General features: G+C 61.6%; 18 protein-coding genes and 1 pseudogene. 6 read left to right on the top strand and 13 right to left on the bottom strand.

What is annotated here, in order from left to right:
- Positions 1-146 precede the first annotated feature (146 nt).
- A complete protein-coding gene (locus NKH19_RS19940) occupies positions 147-566 on the top strand; it encodes a DUF4864 domain-containing protein (RefSeq protein ID WP_352871756.1) in 420 nt (139 codons plus the stop codon).
- Positions 567-1,038: 472 nt separating this feature from the next.
- On the opposite strand, the gene NKH19_RS19935 is transcribed toward NKH19_RS19940, so the two are convergent.
- The 8 genes from NKH19_RS19935 to coaD all read right to left on the bottom strand — a co-directional run bounded on the left by NKH19_RS19935 (position 1,039) and on the right by coaD (position 6,072).
- Entirely contained in the window at positions 1,039-1,344 is a 306-nt protein-coding gene (locus tag NKH19_RS19935) for a hypothetical protein (RefSeq protein WP_352871755.1), read from the bottom strand.
- Positions 1,345-1,482: 138 nt separating this feature from the next.
- Positions 1,483-2,613, bottom strand: coding sequence for a tRNA guanosine(34) transglycosylase Tgt (gene tgt, locus NKH19_RS19930; protein WP_352871753.1), 1,131 nt, complete (start codon positions 2,611-2,613; stop codon positions 1,483-1,485).
- Positions 2,606-2,875: a hypothetical protein gene (locus NKH19_RS19925; protein WP_352871751.1), complete on the bottom strand. Its 270-nt coding sequence runs from the start codon at positions 2,873-2,875 to the stop codon at positions 2,606-2,608. Before NKH19_RS19925 ends, tgt begins: the two co-directional genes overlap by 8 nt.
- Positions 2,868-3,953: a tRNA preQ1(34) S-adenosylmethionine ribosyltransferase-isomerase QueA gene (queA, locus tag NKH19_RS19920; RefSeq protein WP_352871749.1), complete on the bottom strand. Its 1,086-nt coding sequence runs from the start codon at positions 3,951-3,953 to the stop codon at positions 2,868-2,870. The genes NKH19_RS19925 and queA overlap by 8 nt, the downstream gene beginning before the upstream one ends.
- Positions 3,953-4,402 (bottom strand): DMT family transporter, encoded by a 450-nt coding sequence (locus NKH19_RS19915; RefSeq protein ID WP_352871748.1) that lies wholly within the window; start codon positions 4,400-4,402, stop codon positions 3,953-3,955. The genes queA and NKH19_RS19915 overlap by 1 nt, the downstream gene beginning before the upstream one ends.
- Positions 4,403-4,414: 12 nt before the next feature.
- Positions 4,415-4,927 carry a peptidylprolyl isomerase gene (locus NKH19_RS19910; protein WP_109669164.1) on the bottom strand — a complete coding sequence of 171 codons (513 nt, stop codon included), beginning with the start codon at positions 4,925-4,927 and terminating at the stop codon, positions 4,415-4,417.
- Positions 4,928-4,967: 40 nt separating this feature from the next.
- A complete protein-coding gene (locus NKH19_RS19905; protein ID WP_352969084.1) occupies positions 4,968-5,462 on the bottom strand; it encodes a peptidylprolyl isomerase in 495 nt (164 codons plus the stop codon).
- 109 nt (positions 5,463-5,571) lie between these two features.
- Positions 5,572-6,072, bottom strand: coding sequence for a pantetheine-phosphate adenylyltransferase (gene coaD, locus NKH19_RS19900; RefSeq protein ID WP_352871745.1), 501 nt, complete (start codon positions 6,070-6,072; stop codon positions 5,572-5,574).
- 298 nt (positions 6,073-6,370) lie between these two features.
- Here coaD and NKH19_RS19895 point away from each other — a divergent pair, with 298 nt between their 5' ends.
- Positions 6,371-6,523, top strand: coding sequence for a hypothetical protein (locus tag NKH19_RS19895; protein WP_352871743.1), 153 nt, complete (start codon positions 6,371-6,373; stop codon positions 6,521-6,523).
- A gap of 68 nt (positions 6,524-6,591) precedes the next feature.
- Here NKH19_RS19895 and gyrA read toward each other — a convergent pair whose 3' ends face one another.
- On the bottom strand, positions 6,592-9,396 hold the full coding sequence (gyrA, locus tag NKH19_RS19890; protein WP_352871741.1) for a DNA gyrase subunit A: 2,805 nt from the start codon (positions 9,394-9,396) through the stop codon (positions 6,592-6,594).
- 254 nt (positions 9,397-9,650) lie between these two features.
- Positions 9,651-10,493, bottom strand: a complete 843-nt coding sequence (locus NKH19_RS19885; protein ID WP_352871740.1) for a helix-turn-helix transcriptional regulator — start codon at positions 10,491-10,493, stop codon at positions 9,651-9,653.
- An 85-nt stretch (positions 10,494-10,578) separates the two neighbouring features.
- Here NKH19_RS19885 and NKH19_RS19880 point away from each other — a divergent pair, with 85 nt between their 5' ends.
- Together NKH19_RS19880 and NKH19_RS19875 are read left to right on the top strand one after the other, a co-directional pair.
- On the top strand, positions 10,579-11,112 hold the full coding sequence (locus NKH19_RS19880; RefSeq protein ID WP_352871737.1) for a hypothetical protein: 534 nt from the start codon (positions 10,579-10,581) through the stop codon (positions 11,110-11,112).
- Between the two features lie 142 nt (positions 11,113-11,254).
- Positions 11,255-11,884 (top strand): MarC family protein, encoded by a 630-nt coding sequence (locus tag NKH19_RS19875; protein ID WP_352871735.1) that lies wholly within the window; start codon positions 11,255-11,257, stop codon positions 11,882-11,884.
- 52 nt (positions 11,885-11,936) lie between these two features.
- Here the strand turns inward: NKH19_RS19875 and NKH19_RS19870 are convergent, their stop codons facing one another.
- The 3 genes and pseudogenes from NKH19_RS19870 to NKH19_RS19865 form a co-directional block, all read right to left on the bottom strand.
- Positions 11,937-12,362: an OsmC family protein gene (locus NKH19_RS19870; RefSeq protein ID WP_352871734.1), complete on the bottom strand. Its 426-nt coding sequence runs from the start codon at positions 12,360-12,362 to the stop codon at positions 11,937-11,939.
- Between the two features lie 310 nt (positions 12,363-12,672).
- Positions 12,673-12,819: pseudogene (locus tag NKH19_RS33575) on the bottom strand (DUF2306 domain-containing protein); the annotation flags it as partial.
- Positions 12,820-12,862: 43 nt separating this feature from the next.
- Positions 12,863-13,384: a single-stranded DNA-binding protein gene (locus NKH19_RS19865; protein WP_352871733.1), complete on the bottom strand. Its 522-nt coding sequence runs from the start codon at positions 13,382-13,384 to the stop codon at positions 12,863-12,865.
- A 224-nt stretch (positions 13,385-13,608) separates the two neighbouring features.
- Between NKH19_RS19865 and NKH19_RS19860 the strand changes: the two genes are divergently transcribed.
- Together NKH19_RS19860 and NKH19_RS19855 are read left to right on the top strand one after the other, a co-directional pair.
- Positions 13,609-13,923 (top strand): ArsR/SmtB family transcription factor, encoded by a 315-nt coding sequence (locus NKH19_RS19860; protein WP_352627857.1) that lies wholly within the window; start codon positions 13,609-13,611, stop codon positions 13,921-13,923.
- Positions 13,920-14,429, top strand: coding sequence for an SRPBCC family protein (locus NKH19_RS19855; protein WP_352871731.1), 510 nt, complete (start codon positions 13,920-13,922; stop codon positions 14,427-14,429). Before NKH19_RS19860 ends, NKH19_RS19855 begins: the two co-directional genes overlap by 4 nt.
- The last annotated feature ends 11 nt before the right edge of the window (positions 14,430-14,440 follow it).

Raw genomic sequence — 14,440 nt, 5'->3', positions numbered from 1 at the left:
GGCGCTCACCGTTGAAAGAGGCTTGAGCACCGCGGGGATGAATATTCCTCATTGCTGAAACCGTGAAGCACCGTCGCACGTATGTTAGGATATCTCCTGAACGGCTTTCTGGAGAGGCAGCTTTTCGAGGGCAACGGAGACAGGCCATGCGCCGCATGTTTCTCGCATTCGCGTTCGGTCCATTCATCCTGGTCTCGTCGGCGTTCGCCGGCGACGCCGAAATCAAGGCAGGGCAGTCTGTCATCGACGGCCAGTTAAAGGCCCTCATCGCCAATGACGGCGCCACCGCCTACAGCTTCGCCGCCCCGAATGTGAAACGGATTTTCCCGACCGTCGACGCATTCATGAACATGGTAACCAACGGTTACCCGCCGGTGCGCAAGCCGCGGACCTATTCCTTCGGCAAGGTCGAGGAGACGGCTCCGGGTTCGATCGTCCAGCAGGTGCTGATCGTCGGGCCAGATGGCAAGGACTACGAAGCTGTTTACACGTTGCAGCAACAGCCCGACGGCACGTTCCAGATCACCGGCTGCAGCCTGCGCGCCTCGAATTCGCTGAGCACCTGAGATCCAGATTCAGTTCTTTTTCATATTCTTAAAAATGACCCAAGAAGCAAACGCTCTTCTGTCCACAATAGGAGACAATCCAAAGGCAGCTATAACAATCTCGACACTTTGTATATCCGCAAGAACATCCGATCTGTAAAATTTCGTTAAAGGATTATAGTCAGCCTCGTGCCTCTTCCTCTGCATTTCCACAAATTTGTTTGCAAAATCCTCGATCGAGGCTGGAAATTTCGACATGGTTCTATTGTCTTCGCAGGCGCTTTTTGCTGTGCCATGCGCCAACGAGCGATAAACCTCTACCCAAGCATGCTTGCTTCGCGCTGAACCACTGCCACCTATCAAAAGATCCGCACATGTGCGAGCCAGGCAGTGAAACATTGCATAATACGTGCTACTGGCCGAACGTCGCAGATTAACCTGAGACGGCTTGCCTTTCCCGGCCGTAGCCAAGAGCTTCGCAGTGCTAAGGAGATCACTTGGCTTCAGCTATATTTCCCGCTTCTGATTTTGCGACATAGTAAAAAACTGGAAAGCTATCCTCACCAAGCTTGGACAAGCTATCACGGACGTGACGCGTTATCCCAATCGTCTCTTTCGCATCGATCTGATTCTTCTCATTATCAAATATGACGTAGACATAAATCACACGTTCCCCATCCGTGTTTGTTTCGGGGTTTACCACGACGTCGAGGATTTTGCCGCTGTGAATTCTATCTCTGACCACTTTTGAGATTGCAGTTTTTATTTTTTGATTGGCTGACATGGCGTAAACTTTCATTTGGATTCCTTAGAAGGTCATCCGTCGCCAAACTTAGATCGGCAAGGAGCTTACACGATTCAAGGGAGTTGTCGCCACCTCCATAGCTTTGGAGGCCGCTGGATGACCAGAGGACTGCCTTCCATAGCCAATGGAGTTTCAAAGGGCCGGAATATCGCCCCTCGCCCAGCCCTCGGTCATTTCCGCGCCGCGCGTCTCGAAGGAGCCGGCCCCAATAGCGGCACGGATGTCCTGCATAAGCCTTTGATAATACGATAGATTGTTCCAGGTCAGAAGCATGGCGCCGAGCGCCTCCTGCGAGCGCACGAGATGGTGCAGATAGGCGCGTGAATAGTCCCGCGCGGCCGGGCAGTCGCTTTCCTCGTCGAGCGGGCGCGGATCGTCGGCATGGCGGGCGTTGCGCAGATTGACCTTGCCGCGCCTGGTATAGGCAAGGCCATGCCGGCCGGCTCGCGTCGGCATCACGCAATCGAACATGTCGATGCCGCGCGCCACCGATTTCAGGATATCGTCGGGCGTGCCGACGCCCATGAGGTAGCGCGGCTTGTCATCAGGCAGTTCCGGACAGGTGATGTCGAGCATCTCGAGCATCACCGCTTGCGGCTCGCCGACGGCCAGGCCGCCGACGGCGTAGCCTTTCAGCTCCAGCGCGCTCAACGCCTGCGCCGACCGCACCCGCAGTGCCGCGTTGTCGCCACCTTGCACGATGCCGAACATCGCCTTGCCCGGCTGATCGCCGAACGCAGTCTTGCAGCGCTCGGCCCAGCGAAGCGACAGTTCCATGGCCCGCTCGATCTCCTTCATCCCGGCCGGCAGCGCCGTGCATTCGTCGAGCTGCATCTGGATGTCGGAATCGAGCAAGCCCTGGATCTCGATCGAGCGCTCCGGTGACATCTCATAGGCGGCGCCGTCGATATGCGAGCGGAAGGTGACGCCTTTTTCGGTCAGCTTTCTCAGCTTCGACAGCGACATCACCTGAAAACCGCCGCTGTCGGTCAAGATCGGATAAGGCCAGCGGGCGAACTCGTGCAAGCCGCCGAGCCGCGCCACGCGCTCGGCGCCGGGCCGCAGCATCAGATGGTAGGTGTTGCCCAGGATGATGTCGGCGCCGACGCCGCGCACCTGGTCCATGTACATGGTCTTGACGGTGCCGCCGGTGCCGACCGGCATGAAGGCCGGCGTGCGGATTGCACCGCGCGGCATGTCGATCACGCCGTGCCGCGCCTTGCCGTCAGTCGCCAGAACCTTGAAGCTGAACGGCTTAGCCATTGAATTCCTTGTCATGGACCGGGGCGTCCGGAGCCTGCTTGTCGAGCGACTGGCGGTAGTGGATGCAGCCACGCATGAATTTTGGCCAAGGCGGCACGGCGATCGCCGGTTCGGTCTTCTCCGGCAAGAGATCCCACAGATCGGGGTGATGCCAGCACAGATCGTGGCCGGTGGCATCGCGATGCGCACGAATACCGGCGCGAAGCTTTTTCACCTCGGCGATCAGCGCATCGCGGTCCAGGTTCTTGAGATCATCATCCATCGCTCGTCTCCGCTCGATAAAGCAGGCTTGAGTCGCCATAGGAATAGAATCTGTAGCGGTTCTCGATCGCATGCGCATAGGCCGCGCGCATCGTGTCGAGGCCGCTGAAGGCTGAAACCAGCATGAACAGCGTCGAGCGCGGCAGATGGAAATTGGTTATCAGCATGTCGGCGGTGCGAAAGCGATAGCCGGGCGTGATGAAGATGTCGGTTGGGCCGGACCAGGCAACCAGGGTGCCGTCCTCGCGCGCGGCACTTTCCAGCAGGCGCAGCGAGGTCGTGCCGACGGTGACGATGCGTCCGCCCCTCGCCTTCACCGCGTTCAACGCGTCCGCGGTTTCCGCGCTGACCGAACCGGTCTCGGCATGCATCTTGTGGTCGGTGGTGTCATCCGCCTTCACTGGCAGGAACGTACCGGCGCCGACATGCAAGGTGACGAAGCGGCGTTCGATGCCCTTGGCGTCAAGCGCTGCAAAAAGCTCCGGCGTGAAATGCAGGCCCGCTGTCGGTGCCGCGACGGCGCCTTCCTCGCGGGCATAGATGGTCTGGTAGTCGGCCCGGTCGCGTTCGTCGTCGTCGCGCTTCGAGGCGATATAGGGCGGCAGCGGAATGTGGCCGACCGCGTGCAGTGCCTCGTCGAGGAAAGGCCCTGACAGGTCGAAGCCAAGCAGCGCCTCACCGCCCTCGCCTTTCTCGATCACGGTTGCGTCAAGCTGGCCGAGGAAACACGAATTGCCGTCATGGCCGAAATGGATGCGATCGCCGGCGGCAATGCGCTTGCCCGGCCGCATGAAGGCCAGCCAGCGGCCCGGTGCCATGCGCATATGCAGCGTGGCCTCGACCTGCGCCTGTGCTTCGCCGCGCCGCCTGATGCCTTTGAGCTGCGCCGGAATGACCTTGGTGTCGTTGAACACCAGCACGTCGCCGGCCCTGAGCAAGGATGGCAGGTCGCCAACCGTGCGATCGTCGAGCCCCTCACCGGGCTTCACGACCAGCATCTTGGCGCTGTCGCGCGGCTCCGCCGGACGAAGCGCGATGCACTCCTCCGGCAAATCGAAATCAAAGAGGTCGACGCGCATCAGTAGAGCCGGACGAGCAGCGCTCCGGCCAGCAGCAGCACCGCGCCGGCAACGCGGCCGAGCGAGATTTCACGCACCGCGACGCCGAGGAAGCCGACGCGGTCGATGAGCATGCCGGCCAGCAACTGGCCGGCCACCAGAAACGCCATCAGCGCGGCGGCGCCGATGCGCGGCGTCAGGATCGTCGACAGCGTCACATAGAAGCCGCCGAGCATTCCGCCCGCGACGAACAGCCAGGGCGCCGGCGCTTTCCAGTCGAGCGAGATGCCCTGCAGCTTCACCACCGCGACGGAGATGACGCCGAGCACGATCGCGCCCGACAGGAACGAAAATGCCGCCGCCGCGACCGGAAGACCGAGATCGCGCGCCAATTGCGAATTGATTGGTGCCTGAATGGCAATGAAAGCGCCGGACAGGATGCCGAGAAGCGACCAGACGACGCCCATCATTGTCGTTTACCCTTACTTGACGTCGGCCGCGACCTTCAGCGACACGATCTTGTCGGGATCCTGCACCGGCTCGCCGCGCTTGATCTTGTCGACATTGTCCATGCCTTCGATGACCTGGCCCCAGACCGTGTACTGGCGGTTGAGGAAGGCGGCATCGTCGAAGCAGATGAAGAACTGTGAATTGGCCGAGTTCGGATTCTGCGAACGGGCCATCGAGCAGGTGCCGCGGCCATGGTTGGCGTTGGAGAATTCGGCCTTCAGGTCCGGCTTTTCCGAGCCACCCATGCCAGCCCGGGACGGCGCAAATGTGGGCTTGCTGGAATTGCCGAACTTGACGTCACCGGTCTGCGCCATGAAGCCCTCGATGACGCGGTGGAAAACCACGCCGTCATAGGCGCCTTCGCGGGCCAGTTCCTTGATGCGGGCGACATGGCCGGGCGCCAGGTCGGGGAAAAGTTCTATGACCACCTTGCCCTTGGTCGTTTCCATGATGAGCGCGTTCTCGCGGTCCTTGATTTCGGCCATGTCAGATATCCTTTTGAGAAAACAGAGTTATTTGACAACTTTACTTGTCTGCGGCGATGCGCACCTTGATCATCCGATCAGGATCGGTGACCGTGCCGTTGTCCGCCTGGTCGCCCTTCTTGATGTGATCCACCAACTCCATGCCGCTGACGACATTGCCGACGATGGTGTACTGGCCATCGAGCGGCGGCGCTGGCGCGAACATGATGAAGAACTGCGAATTGGCGGAGTTGGGGTCCTGCGAGCGGGCCATGCCGACCACGCCGCGCTTATAGCGTTCGGTCTGCGAGAATTCGGCCGGCAGGTCGGGCAGATCGGAACCGCCGGTGCCGACGGCCTCGGCGCTGAAACCCTTCTTCATGTTGCCGAACTTGACGTCGCCGGTCTGCGCCATGAAGCCGTCGATGACGCGGTGGAAGGCGACATTGTCATAGGCGCCCTGGCGCACCAGAGTCTTGATCTGGGCGACATGCTTGGGCGCGAGGTCGGGCCTCAGCGCAATGGTGACGTCGCCGTCCTTCAGCGTGATGATCATGGTGTTTTCCGGCTCGGCGGCAAAAGCCGAGACCGATGCGGTCACAAGACCGGCAAGCACGACGAGGAACGAGGCGAGCTTTTTCAGCTGCATGGTTTTCTCCGAGAACTTATTTTGCGAATTTGGCGGTGAGCGCACCGGCAACCGCCGCCGGCACGAAGGGGCGGATGTCGCCTCCCATCGAGGCAATCTGGCGGACAAGTGTGGCGGTAATGGTGCGCACGGAGGGGCTGGCGGGCAGAAAAACCGTCTGCAGTTCAGGCGCCATGGTCTCGTTCATGCCGGCCATCTGCATCTCGTAGTCGAGGTCGGTGCCGTCGCGCAGGCCGCGGATCATGATCGAGGCGCCTTGCTTCCTGGCCGCGTCGATGACCAGACCGTCGAAGGCGACGACCTTGATGCGGGCACCTTCACGCCCGAATTCCGCTTTCGTAGCGATCTCGATCAATTGCACCCGCTCCTCGAAGGAAAACAGCGGCTGTTTGCCTGGGTGGATGCCGATCGCCGCATAAACGATGTCGGCCACGGCCAGCGACGCCTTCAGCACGTCGAGATGGCCGTTGGTCAGCGGGTCGAAGGAGCCGGCATAGAGGGCGATGCGTTCAGTCATGGCAGGTGCTTCTAATGCATGATCCCAAAAAGTGGAAACCGGTTTTTGGAAAAGATCATGCTCAAATGAAAGCTAGAGCCTGTTCCATCTTCCGTCCATCAAGATGGAACAGGCTCTAGCGAGCCTCTCTCGCAAAGGCAAATCCGATCGGCGTGCCGGCCGTGAACCTTTTCCGGCGCATGAACGACAGATGAACACGCTAATCACGAAGCCTTCACGCAGCGTTCACTAGGTTGCAGCTTAATAAGATGAAACCAAAATCCCATCTATCCGTTGTTAGGCGCAGGAGAACACGCACATGCTGATCTACATGCTCGCCACCGCAATGACCGTCGCCATGCTGATCGCCACCGTATTTGGGCTGCATCAGGAGGCACAACGCATTCGCGCCAAGGCCAACACCAAGCGCTTCGAAGGCTTCGGCCCCCGCAAGCCCTATAGTCACTACTAAGTCAGTCTGAACTTGCCGCCGCGCCGGCTGATGGCCGGCGTTGCCATGTCAAAACCTGGATGCCGTGCTTACTCCGCACCCTCCGGACCGGCGTCAGCCGCCGGAGCGGCTTCAGCACCGCCCTCGATGGTCTCTTCGCTTTCTTCGTCCGATTGCGGTTCCGAGATCCGCTCGACCGAAACCACCTTTTCACCTTCAGCCGTGTTGAAGATGGTCACGCCCTTGGTGGCGCGGCTGGCGAAACGGATGCCGTTGACCGGCACCCGGATGACAGTGCCGCCATCCGACACCAGCATGATCTGGTCGTCATTGCCGACCGGGAACGTCGCCACCAGCCGGCCGATCTCGGCCACCTTCGACACGTCGGTGGCGCGGATGCCCTTGCCGCCGCGCCCGGTCAGGCGAAAATCGTAGGACGACGAGCGCTTGCCGTAGCCATATTCGGTCACCGTCAGCACGTACTGCTCATGTGCCTTGAGGAACTCGTAGCGTTCGTCGGAAAGCTCCGTCTCCTCGCCGACCTCTTCATTGGTCAGCGCGATCTCTTCCTCTTCGCCGGCAGCGATCCCGGCGGCAAGCCGCCGTTCGGCCGCCGCCCGCTTGAGATAGGCCGCGCGCTCGGCTGGCGGCGCATCGACATTCTCGATCACCGACATCGAGATGATGCGGTCGGTCTCGGCCATGGTTATGCCGCGCACGCCGACAGAATTGCGGCTCTGGAAGACGCGTACGTCGCCGACCGAGAAGCGGATGCACTGACCTGAACTGGCGGTCAGGAGCACGTCGTCATTGTCGGTGCAGGTCTCGACGCCGAGGATCTCGTCGCCCTCCTCCTCCAGCTTCATGGCGATCTTGCCGTTGCGGTTGACCTGGACGAAGTCGGACAGCTTGTTGCGGCGCACGGTGCCGCGCGTGGTGGCGAACATCACGTCGAGCTCGCCCCAGCTGGTCTCGTCCTCGGGCAGCGGCATGATGGTGGTGATGCGCTCGCCCTGCTCCAGCGGCAGCATGTTGATCAGCGCCTTGCCGCGCGACTGCGGATTGCCGATCGGCAGCCGCCAGACCTTTTCCTTGTAGACGATGCCGCGCGAGGAGAAGAACAGCACCGGCGTATGCGTGTTGGCCACGAACAGCCGGGTGACGAAATCCTCTTCCTTGGTCGACATGCCGGAGCGGCCCTTGCCGCCGCGGCGCTGCGCCCGGTAGAGCGACAGCGGCACGCGCTTGATGTAGCCGGAATGGCTCACCGTCACGACCATGTCCTCGCGCTGGATCAGGTCCTCGTCTTCCATGTCCGCCCCACCATCGGTGAGTTCGGTGCGGCGCGGCGTGCCGAACTCGTCGCGCACGGCGGCAAGCTCGTCCTTGACGATCTGCTGGACACGCGCACGGGAAGACAAAATGTCCAGATAATCAATGATTTCGGCGCCGATCGTGTTCAACTCTTCGGCGATTTCGTCGCGGCCGAGCGCGGTCAGGCGCTGCAGGCGCAGTTCGAGGATGGCGCGCGCCTGTTCCTCTGAAAGGTTGTAGGTGCCGTCCTCGTTGATGCGATGGCGTGGATCGTCGATCAACAGGATCAGCGATTCGACATCGCCGGATGGCCAGCGCCGCTCCATCAACTGCTCACGCGCCGTCTGCGGATCCGGCGCGGTGCGGATCAGCTTGATGATTTCGTCGATATTGGCGACGGCGATGGCGAGACCGACCAGCACATGGGCACGGTCGCGCGCCTTGCGCAGCAGGAATTTCGTCCGCCGGGTGATCACCTCCTCGCGGAAGGCGACGAACGCCTTCAGCATGTCGGTCAGGTTCATCACCTCCGGCTTGCCGCCGTTCAGCGCCACCATATTGGCGCCAAAGGAGGTCTGCAGCGGCGTGAAGCGGTAGAGCTGGTTGAGGATGACGTCGGCGACTGCGTCGCGCTTCAGCTCGATGACGACGCGGTAGCCCTGGCGGTCGCTCTCGTCGCGGATGTCGGAAATGCCCTCGATGCGCTTGTCGCGCACCAGTTCGGCCATCTTCTCGATCATCGAGGATTTGTTCACCTGGTAGGGAACTTCGGTGATGATGATCGACTCGCGGTCATTGCCGCGCTGTTCGATGTTGACCTTGCCGCGCATGACGATGGAGCCGCGGCCGGTCGAATAGGCGCTGTAGATGCCGGAACGGCCAAGCACGATGCCGCCGGTCGGGAAATCCGGCCCCGGAATGATCTCCATCAGCGCAGGCAGGTCGATCGCCGGATTGTCGATGATGGCGATCGCGCCATTGCAGATTTCGCCGAGATTGTGCGGCGGGATGTTGGTCGCCATGCCGACGGCGATGCCGCCCGAGCCATTGACCAGAAGATTGGGAAACCGTGCCGGGAGAACCTTCGGTTCGCTGCCCGAGGCATCATAAGTGTCCTGGAAGTCGACGGTATCCTTGTCGATATCCTCCAAAAGCTCGTGCGCGACCTTGGTCAGCCGCGCTTCCGTGTAGCGCATCGCCGCCGGCGGATCGCCGTCGATGGAGCCGAAATTGCCCTGTCCGTCGATCAGCGGCACGCGCAGCGACCAGTCCTGCGCCATGCGCACCAAGGCGTCGTAGATGGAAGCGTCGCCATGCGGATGGTATTTACCCATCACATCGGCGACCGGACGCGCCGATTTCACATATTTGCGGTTCCAGTGGTAGCCGCTCTCATGGGCGGCGAAGAGAATGCGGCGATGCACCGGCTTCAGGCCGTCGCGCACGTCGGGCAGCGCACGGCTGACGATCACGCTCATGGCGTAATCGAGATAGGAGCGCTGCATCTCCTCGACGATGGATATCGGCTCGATGCCGGTGGGGCCGCCGTCGGCGCCGCGCGGTGTCTTCTGGTCGGTCAAATCGGATCACAATCTAATCAGGAATCACTCGGTGCTTATATAGGAAGCAAGGCTGAAACTCCAACATGTCAGGCACTTTTCCAGTGTCATTTTTGATGGTAATTTCAAAAGGATACCACTGATTGCGACGATATGGCCAAGGCGGTTTCGCCGCCATCGACGCAAAGACCCGTAATGGACGTTTTTCCCTGAACGAAAGCCGCGAGCGCGATGGATCGGACCCTGTTGCCGCCCTTGTGAGCACCTGAACCGCTTCACGAGACGCGAACGCCCATCGCGCCACGGCGGGCGCGATATTGGCCCGGCGTTTCGCCCATGATACGCAGAAACCGGCGGTTGAATGTCGACAGATCGTTGAAGCCGGCCTCGAAGGCGATCGCCGAGACCGCCTCATCCGACATGTGCAGTCGCACCGCTGCCCTGTGCAGCCGCGTCTTGAGCAGGAATTGATAGGGGGTCATGCCCGCGACCTGCCGGAAGATGCGCAGGAAATGATACGGACTGATCGCAGTTTCATCCGCAAGAGCTGAAAGCGGGACTGGCCCGTCGGCATCCAGCTCTATCCGCCGCACGGCCTCGGCAACCCGCTTCTGGTCGCGACGGCTCGGCGCGCGCCTGACATGCGTCGGGCTGGAGACCGTTGCCACGGCGGCACCCGCAATGCGCAGCCCGAGTTCCTCGAAGGCGTCGATGTCGGCCGTCTCGCGAGCGGTTTCCGCCTCGGCGAGCAAGGACGCCAAGGCCGGCAAAGGTGGCAGGCGTGGCGCCTCAAAGGCCAGCTTCCTGGCGGCCGGCACGCCAGCCACGATCCGTTCCATGTAGGACGGCCCGAAATGAAATGACAGGCAACGGTCGCCGCTGCCATGTTCATGCCCGCATTCGTAACATGTGCCGGGATTGCCGAGCAGGAGGGCGCCGGGCGCCAGCATCGCCGTGCCTTGTTGCGCGCGGTAGCGGAACGTGCCGTTGGTGACGGCGGCGACGCAGAAATCCTGATGTGCTTCCTCGAACGGCCGGTCGCCGGCGCCGGCCGTGCAGATCACATCCGTCACGTGCCAGCCGGGGCCGGATGCAAGCGTATGCATTGTCGCTGTCATGGCCGAAATATAGCAATTTTTCCCAAGCCCAGAACCCTGTCACCGCCTACCCTTCCCGGTCTCCTGACAAGAAGAGAGCTGAACCATGTTCGACCAATCCTCCTTTGCCGAAGCCTTGCACAGTTCCGGACCAACAGAAGGGCTTGCCGAAAAACTGAGCCTTTACGGCCGATTCGTCGGCGCCTGGATGTTCGATGCCTCGCGCCATCTCGAGGACGGCACGGTGCTGACCGGGCGTGGCGAGGTGCATTTCGGCTGGGTGCTGGAAGGCCGGGCGATCCAGGACGTCTGGATCCTGCCCGCGCGTGATGCCGGCCCCTCGCCCTCGCTCGGCACCTGGACCTTCTACGGCACCACACTGCGTGTCTATGATCCCGGCGCGGATGCCTGGCACATCTTCTGGAGTGATCCGCGCAACCAGTATTTCAGCCGCCAGCTCGGCCACGCCGAGGGCGACGCGATCGTGCAAGTGGACGCCGACGGCACCGGATCCTCGGTTCGCTGGAGTTTTTCTCGCATTACCGAAAATTCCTTCCGCTGGCTCGGCGAGCGCTCGCACGACAATGGCGCGACATGGCGGCTCGAAGTCGAGTTCCTGGCACGGCGGGTGGTTCGATGATCGAGGAATGCAGCCGCTCGAAAGCCTCGCGAACCTTCGCGCCCATGCTTTCAAAAGTTGAATGCCCGAAACTGTTCCCACCGACCGGGCTTTGCTCTACCAATGCCATGGTACGGGCCCTGCCCGGCGGGAGGGGTCAGAGATGCCGAGCTTCGACAGCCTGTTCAACGCCTTCGTCACCATTCTCGTGACCATCGATCCGCCCGGGCTGGCGCCGCTGTTCCTCGCCGTGACACGAGGCATGAACCGCGACGAGCGCCAGCAGGTGTCGGTCCGCGCCTCGATCATCGGCTTCCTGGTGATGGCGCTGTTTGCGGTTGCCGGCGCCTCGATCCTGTCGGTGTTCGGCATCACGCTGCCTGCCTTCCGCGTCGCCGGCGGCTTCCTGCTGTTCTTCATCGCCTTCGAAATGGTGTTCGAACGCCGGCAGGACCGCAAGGAGAAGATCGGCGACGTCGCCATCACCAAGGACATGATCCACAACATCGCTGCCTTCCCGCTGGCGATCCCGCTGATCGCCGGGCCCGGCGCGATTTCGGCGACGGTGCTGCTCTCCGGTTCCTTTCAGGGATTTGCCGCGCAGGCGGCCCTGGTCGGCATCATCTTCGTCTGCCTCGCCATCACCTATCTGGTGTTCGTGCTGTCGGAACGCATCGACCGCATCCTCGGCCAGACCGGGCGCTCGATCCTGACCCGGCTGCTCGGCGTTATCCTGGCGGCACTGGCCGTGCAGTTCGTCGCCGACGGCATCAAGGCGCTGATGGCGGGGTGAACGGCAGTTCCTACTGCCTACTGCCTACTGCCTACTGCCTACTGCCTACTGCCTACTTCACCGCCGTATCGATCACTTCGAAGTCGTGAGTGATCGCAGCGGTCTTGGCCAGCATCGCCGAAGCCGAGCAATATTTTTCGATCGAAAGGTCGATCGCCCGCCTGACCTTGTCGCTGGACAGCGCCCGGCCCTTGACCACGAAATGCATGTGAATGCGCGTGAACACCCTGGGCTCTGTTTCGGCCCGGTCGGCGTCGAGCTCGACCACGCAATCCTCGACCGCTTCGCGGCCCTTTTCTAGAATATGGACGACATCATAGGCCGAACAGCCGCCGGTCCCGATCAGCACCAGTTCCATCGGGCTCGGGCCTGGCGTCTTGCCTGCCGGTCCGGGCGCGGTTCCGAACACGACCTTGTGGCCACTGCCGGACTCACCGACGAAGGTGCGCTCCTCGACCCACTTTACGCGTGCTTTCACCTGACATTTCCTTCCAATTTTTCGGTCATCCGCCTCTAAAACCGAAGAGGATCACGGCCCGGCTCGCGCGACGCCAAAGACGACGTCGTGCACGACCCTGCCCGGCAACAGCGTGAAGATGCCGGCGCCGGCCAATGCAAAGACATACAGCGCGATCATCGCCTTGCGATCCTGGCGATGCAGTGATTGTGAGCATGCCACAGCGGCACGGTGACCAGCACCAGGATCGACAGGAAATGGATCGGACTGAGGGGCCGATGAGCCGGATCTGATGAATCCAGAAACTCGAGTCGGCGATGACCAGCATCAGCGCGGCCCACACATAGCCCGCGATGCGATGGCTCGGCGTTCCCTTCGGCAATGCCAACTGCGTTGGCCCTATCGCCAGTGCGGCGAAGGCCGCAAAGGCATGCCAGGGTATAGGAGAGGGTGCGGCAAGCAGCGGGTCCTGCGACATTGTCCCCTCTCCAGTGACTGCCCCTCAATACGATCGATTGTCCTCAGAACGGGATTTCGTCGTCCAGTTCGCGCGACGAACCGCCACCGCCGCCACTCTTGGCACCACCGCCGCCGCCGCGATTGAAGCCTTCGCTCGGGCTGGACTGGCCGAAATCGGAACCACGGCTGTTGCCACCGGCATTGCCTCCGATCTGGCCGCCCTCACCCTGTCCGCGTGCGTCGAGCATCTGCAGCTCGCCCCGGAATTTCTGCAGCACGACTTCCGTCGTGTACTTGTCGGCGCCGGTCTGGTCCTGCCATTTGCGCGTCTGCAGCTGGCCCTCGACATAGACCTTCATGCCCTTCTTCAGATACTGCTCCGCCACCTTGGCGATGCCCTCATTGAAGATGACGACGTTGTGCCACTCGGTTTTTTCCTTGCGCTCGCCGGAATTCTTGTCGCGCCAGCTTTCCGACGTCGCGATGCGGATGTTGACGACCGGCTCGCCCGAGTTCAGGCGGCGGATTTCAGGGTCCGCACCGAGATTACCGACCAGAATGACCTTGTTGACGCTACCCGCCATGATATTTCTCCGCTCATCCAAAACCAATTTTTGTCGCAGCACCTTACAGGCTGCGGGCGTCGGCCGCCTGCTAAGGCTGGCTTTTCCCACAAGGTTTTTGTTCCCTTTTCGTTCTTATCCGCACTGCCGCTTATTGTCAAGGAATGGCAGCATCGCCGGAAGCCCACATATGGGTTTGAAAAGAACGCTTGCCAAATCGATAAGTATCCACTTATGCTTTTGTCATGATCGAAGCAGAGATTTTCCGGGCCCTGGCCGACCCGACGCGCCGCGCCGTCTTTGAGCGGCTCGCCGCTGGTGAAATGACGGTATCGGAATTGCGCACCGGCATGACGGTGTCGCAACCGGCGGTGTCACAGCATCTGGCGGTGCTGCGCGGCGCCGGCCTGGTGGTCGAACGACGTGCCGGCCGCAATGCTTTTTACCGCGCCGATCCGCAGGGGCTCGCCCCCTTGCTCTCCTGGATCGAACGCTACCGGACCTTCTGGCCGGAACGCATCGAAAGATTGAAGGCGGTTTTGAAGGACATGGACCAATGACGAACGTTCGATCGATGAAAGCCGACCAAAACCATCGCGAGATCTCTCCCGATGCGATCGAGTTCGAGTACGACCTTGCCGAGCCGCCGGAAAAGGTGTGGCGGGCCCTGACCGTGCCGGAGCTGCTCGCCGCATGGATGATGCCGAACGACATCAGGCCGGAGACCGGCAATCGTTTTGCCTTCGCCGGGCCGGATGCGGCGATCGAATGCGAAATCCTCGACGCCGAGCCGGAGAAGCTGCTGCGCTATTCCTGGCGGGAGCAGCCAGGCGACGCCGCGCGGCAGGATCGCCTCGACGGCCCGTTGGACAGCATTGTCACCTTCACACTTGCCCGAACCGTTTCCGGCGGCACCCATCTGCGCATCGTCCATGACGGCTTCGCCCGCAAGGCAATGCCCGCTGTCGCCATGGCGTGCGCTAGCTGCCGGCTTTCGCTCGACGCCAACGGTACACGCAAGCCGATCGCCGCAAACACGCTTCGCCGCTTGCTGCGCGCAGCCTGAACAAGGACAAT

This window comes from Mesorhizobium sp. M1338, from assembly GCF_040318045.1.
Classification (GTDB): Bacteria; Pseudomonadota; Alphaproteobacteria; order Rhizobiales; family Rhizobiaceae; genus Mesorhizobium.
Note: the sequence above shows the minus strand (reverse complement) of the source record. Positions and strands in the feature narration are given on the sequence as shown.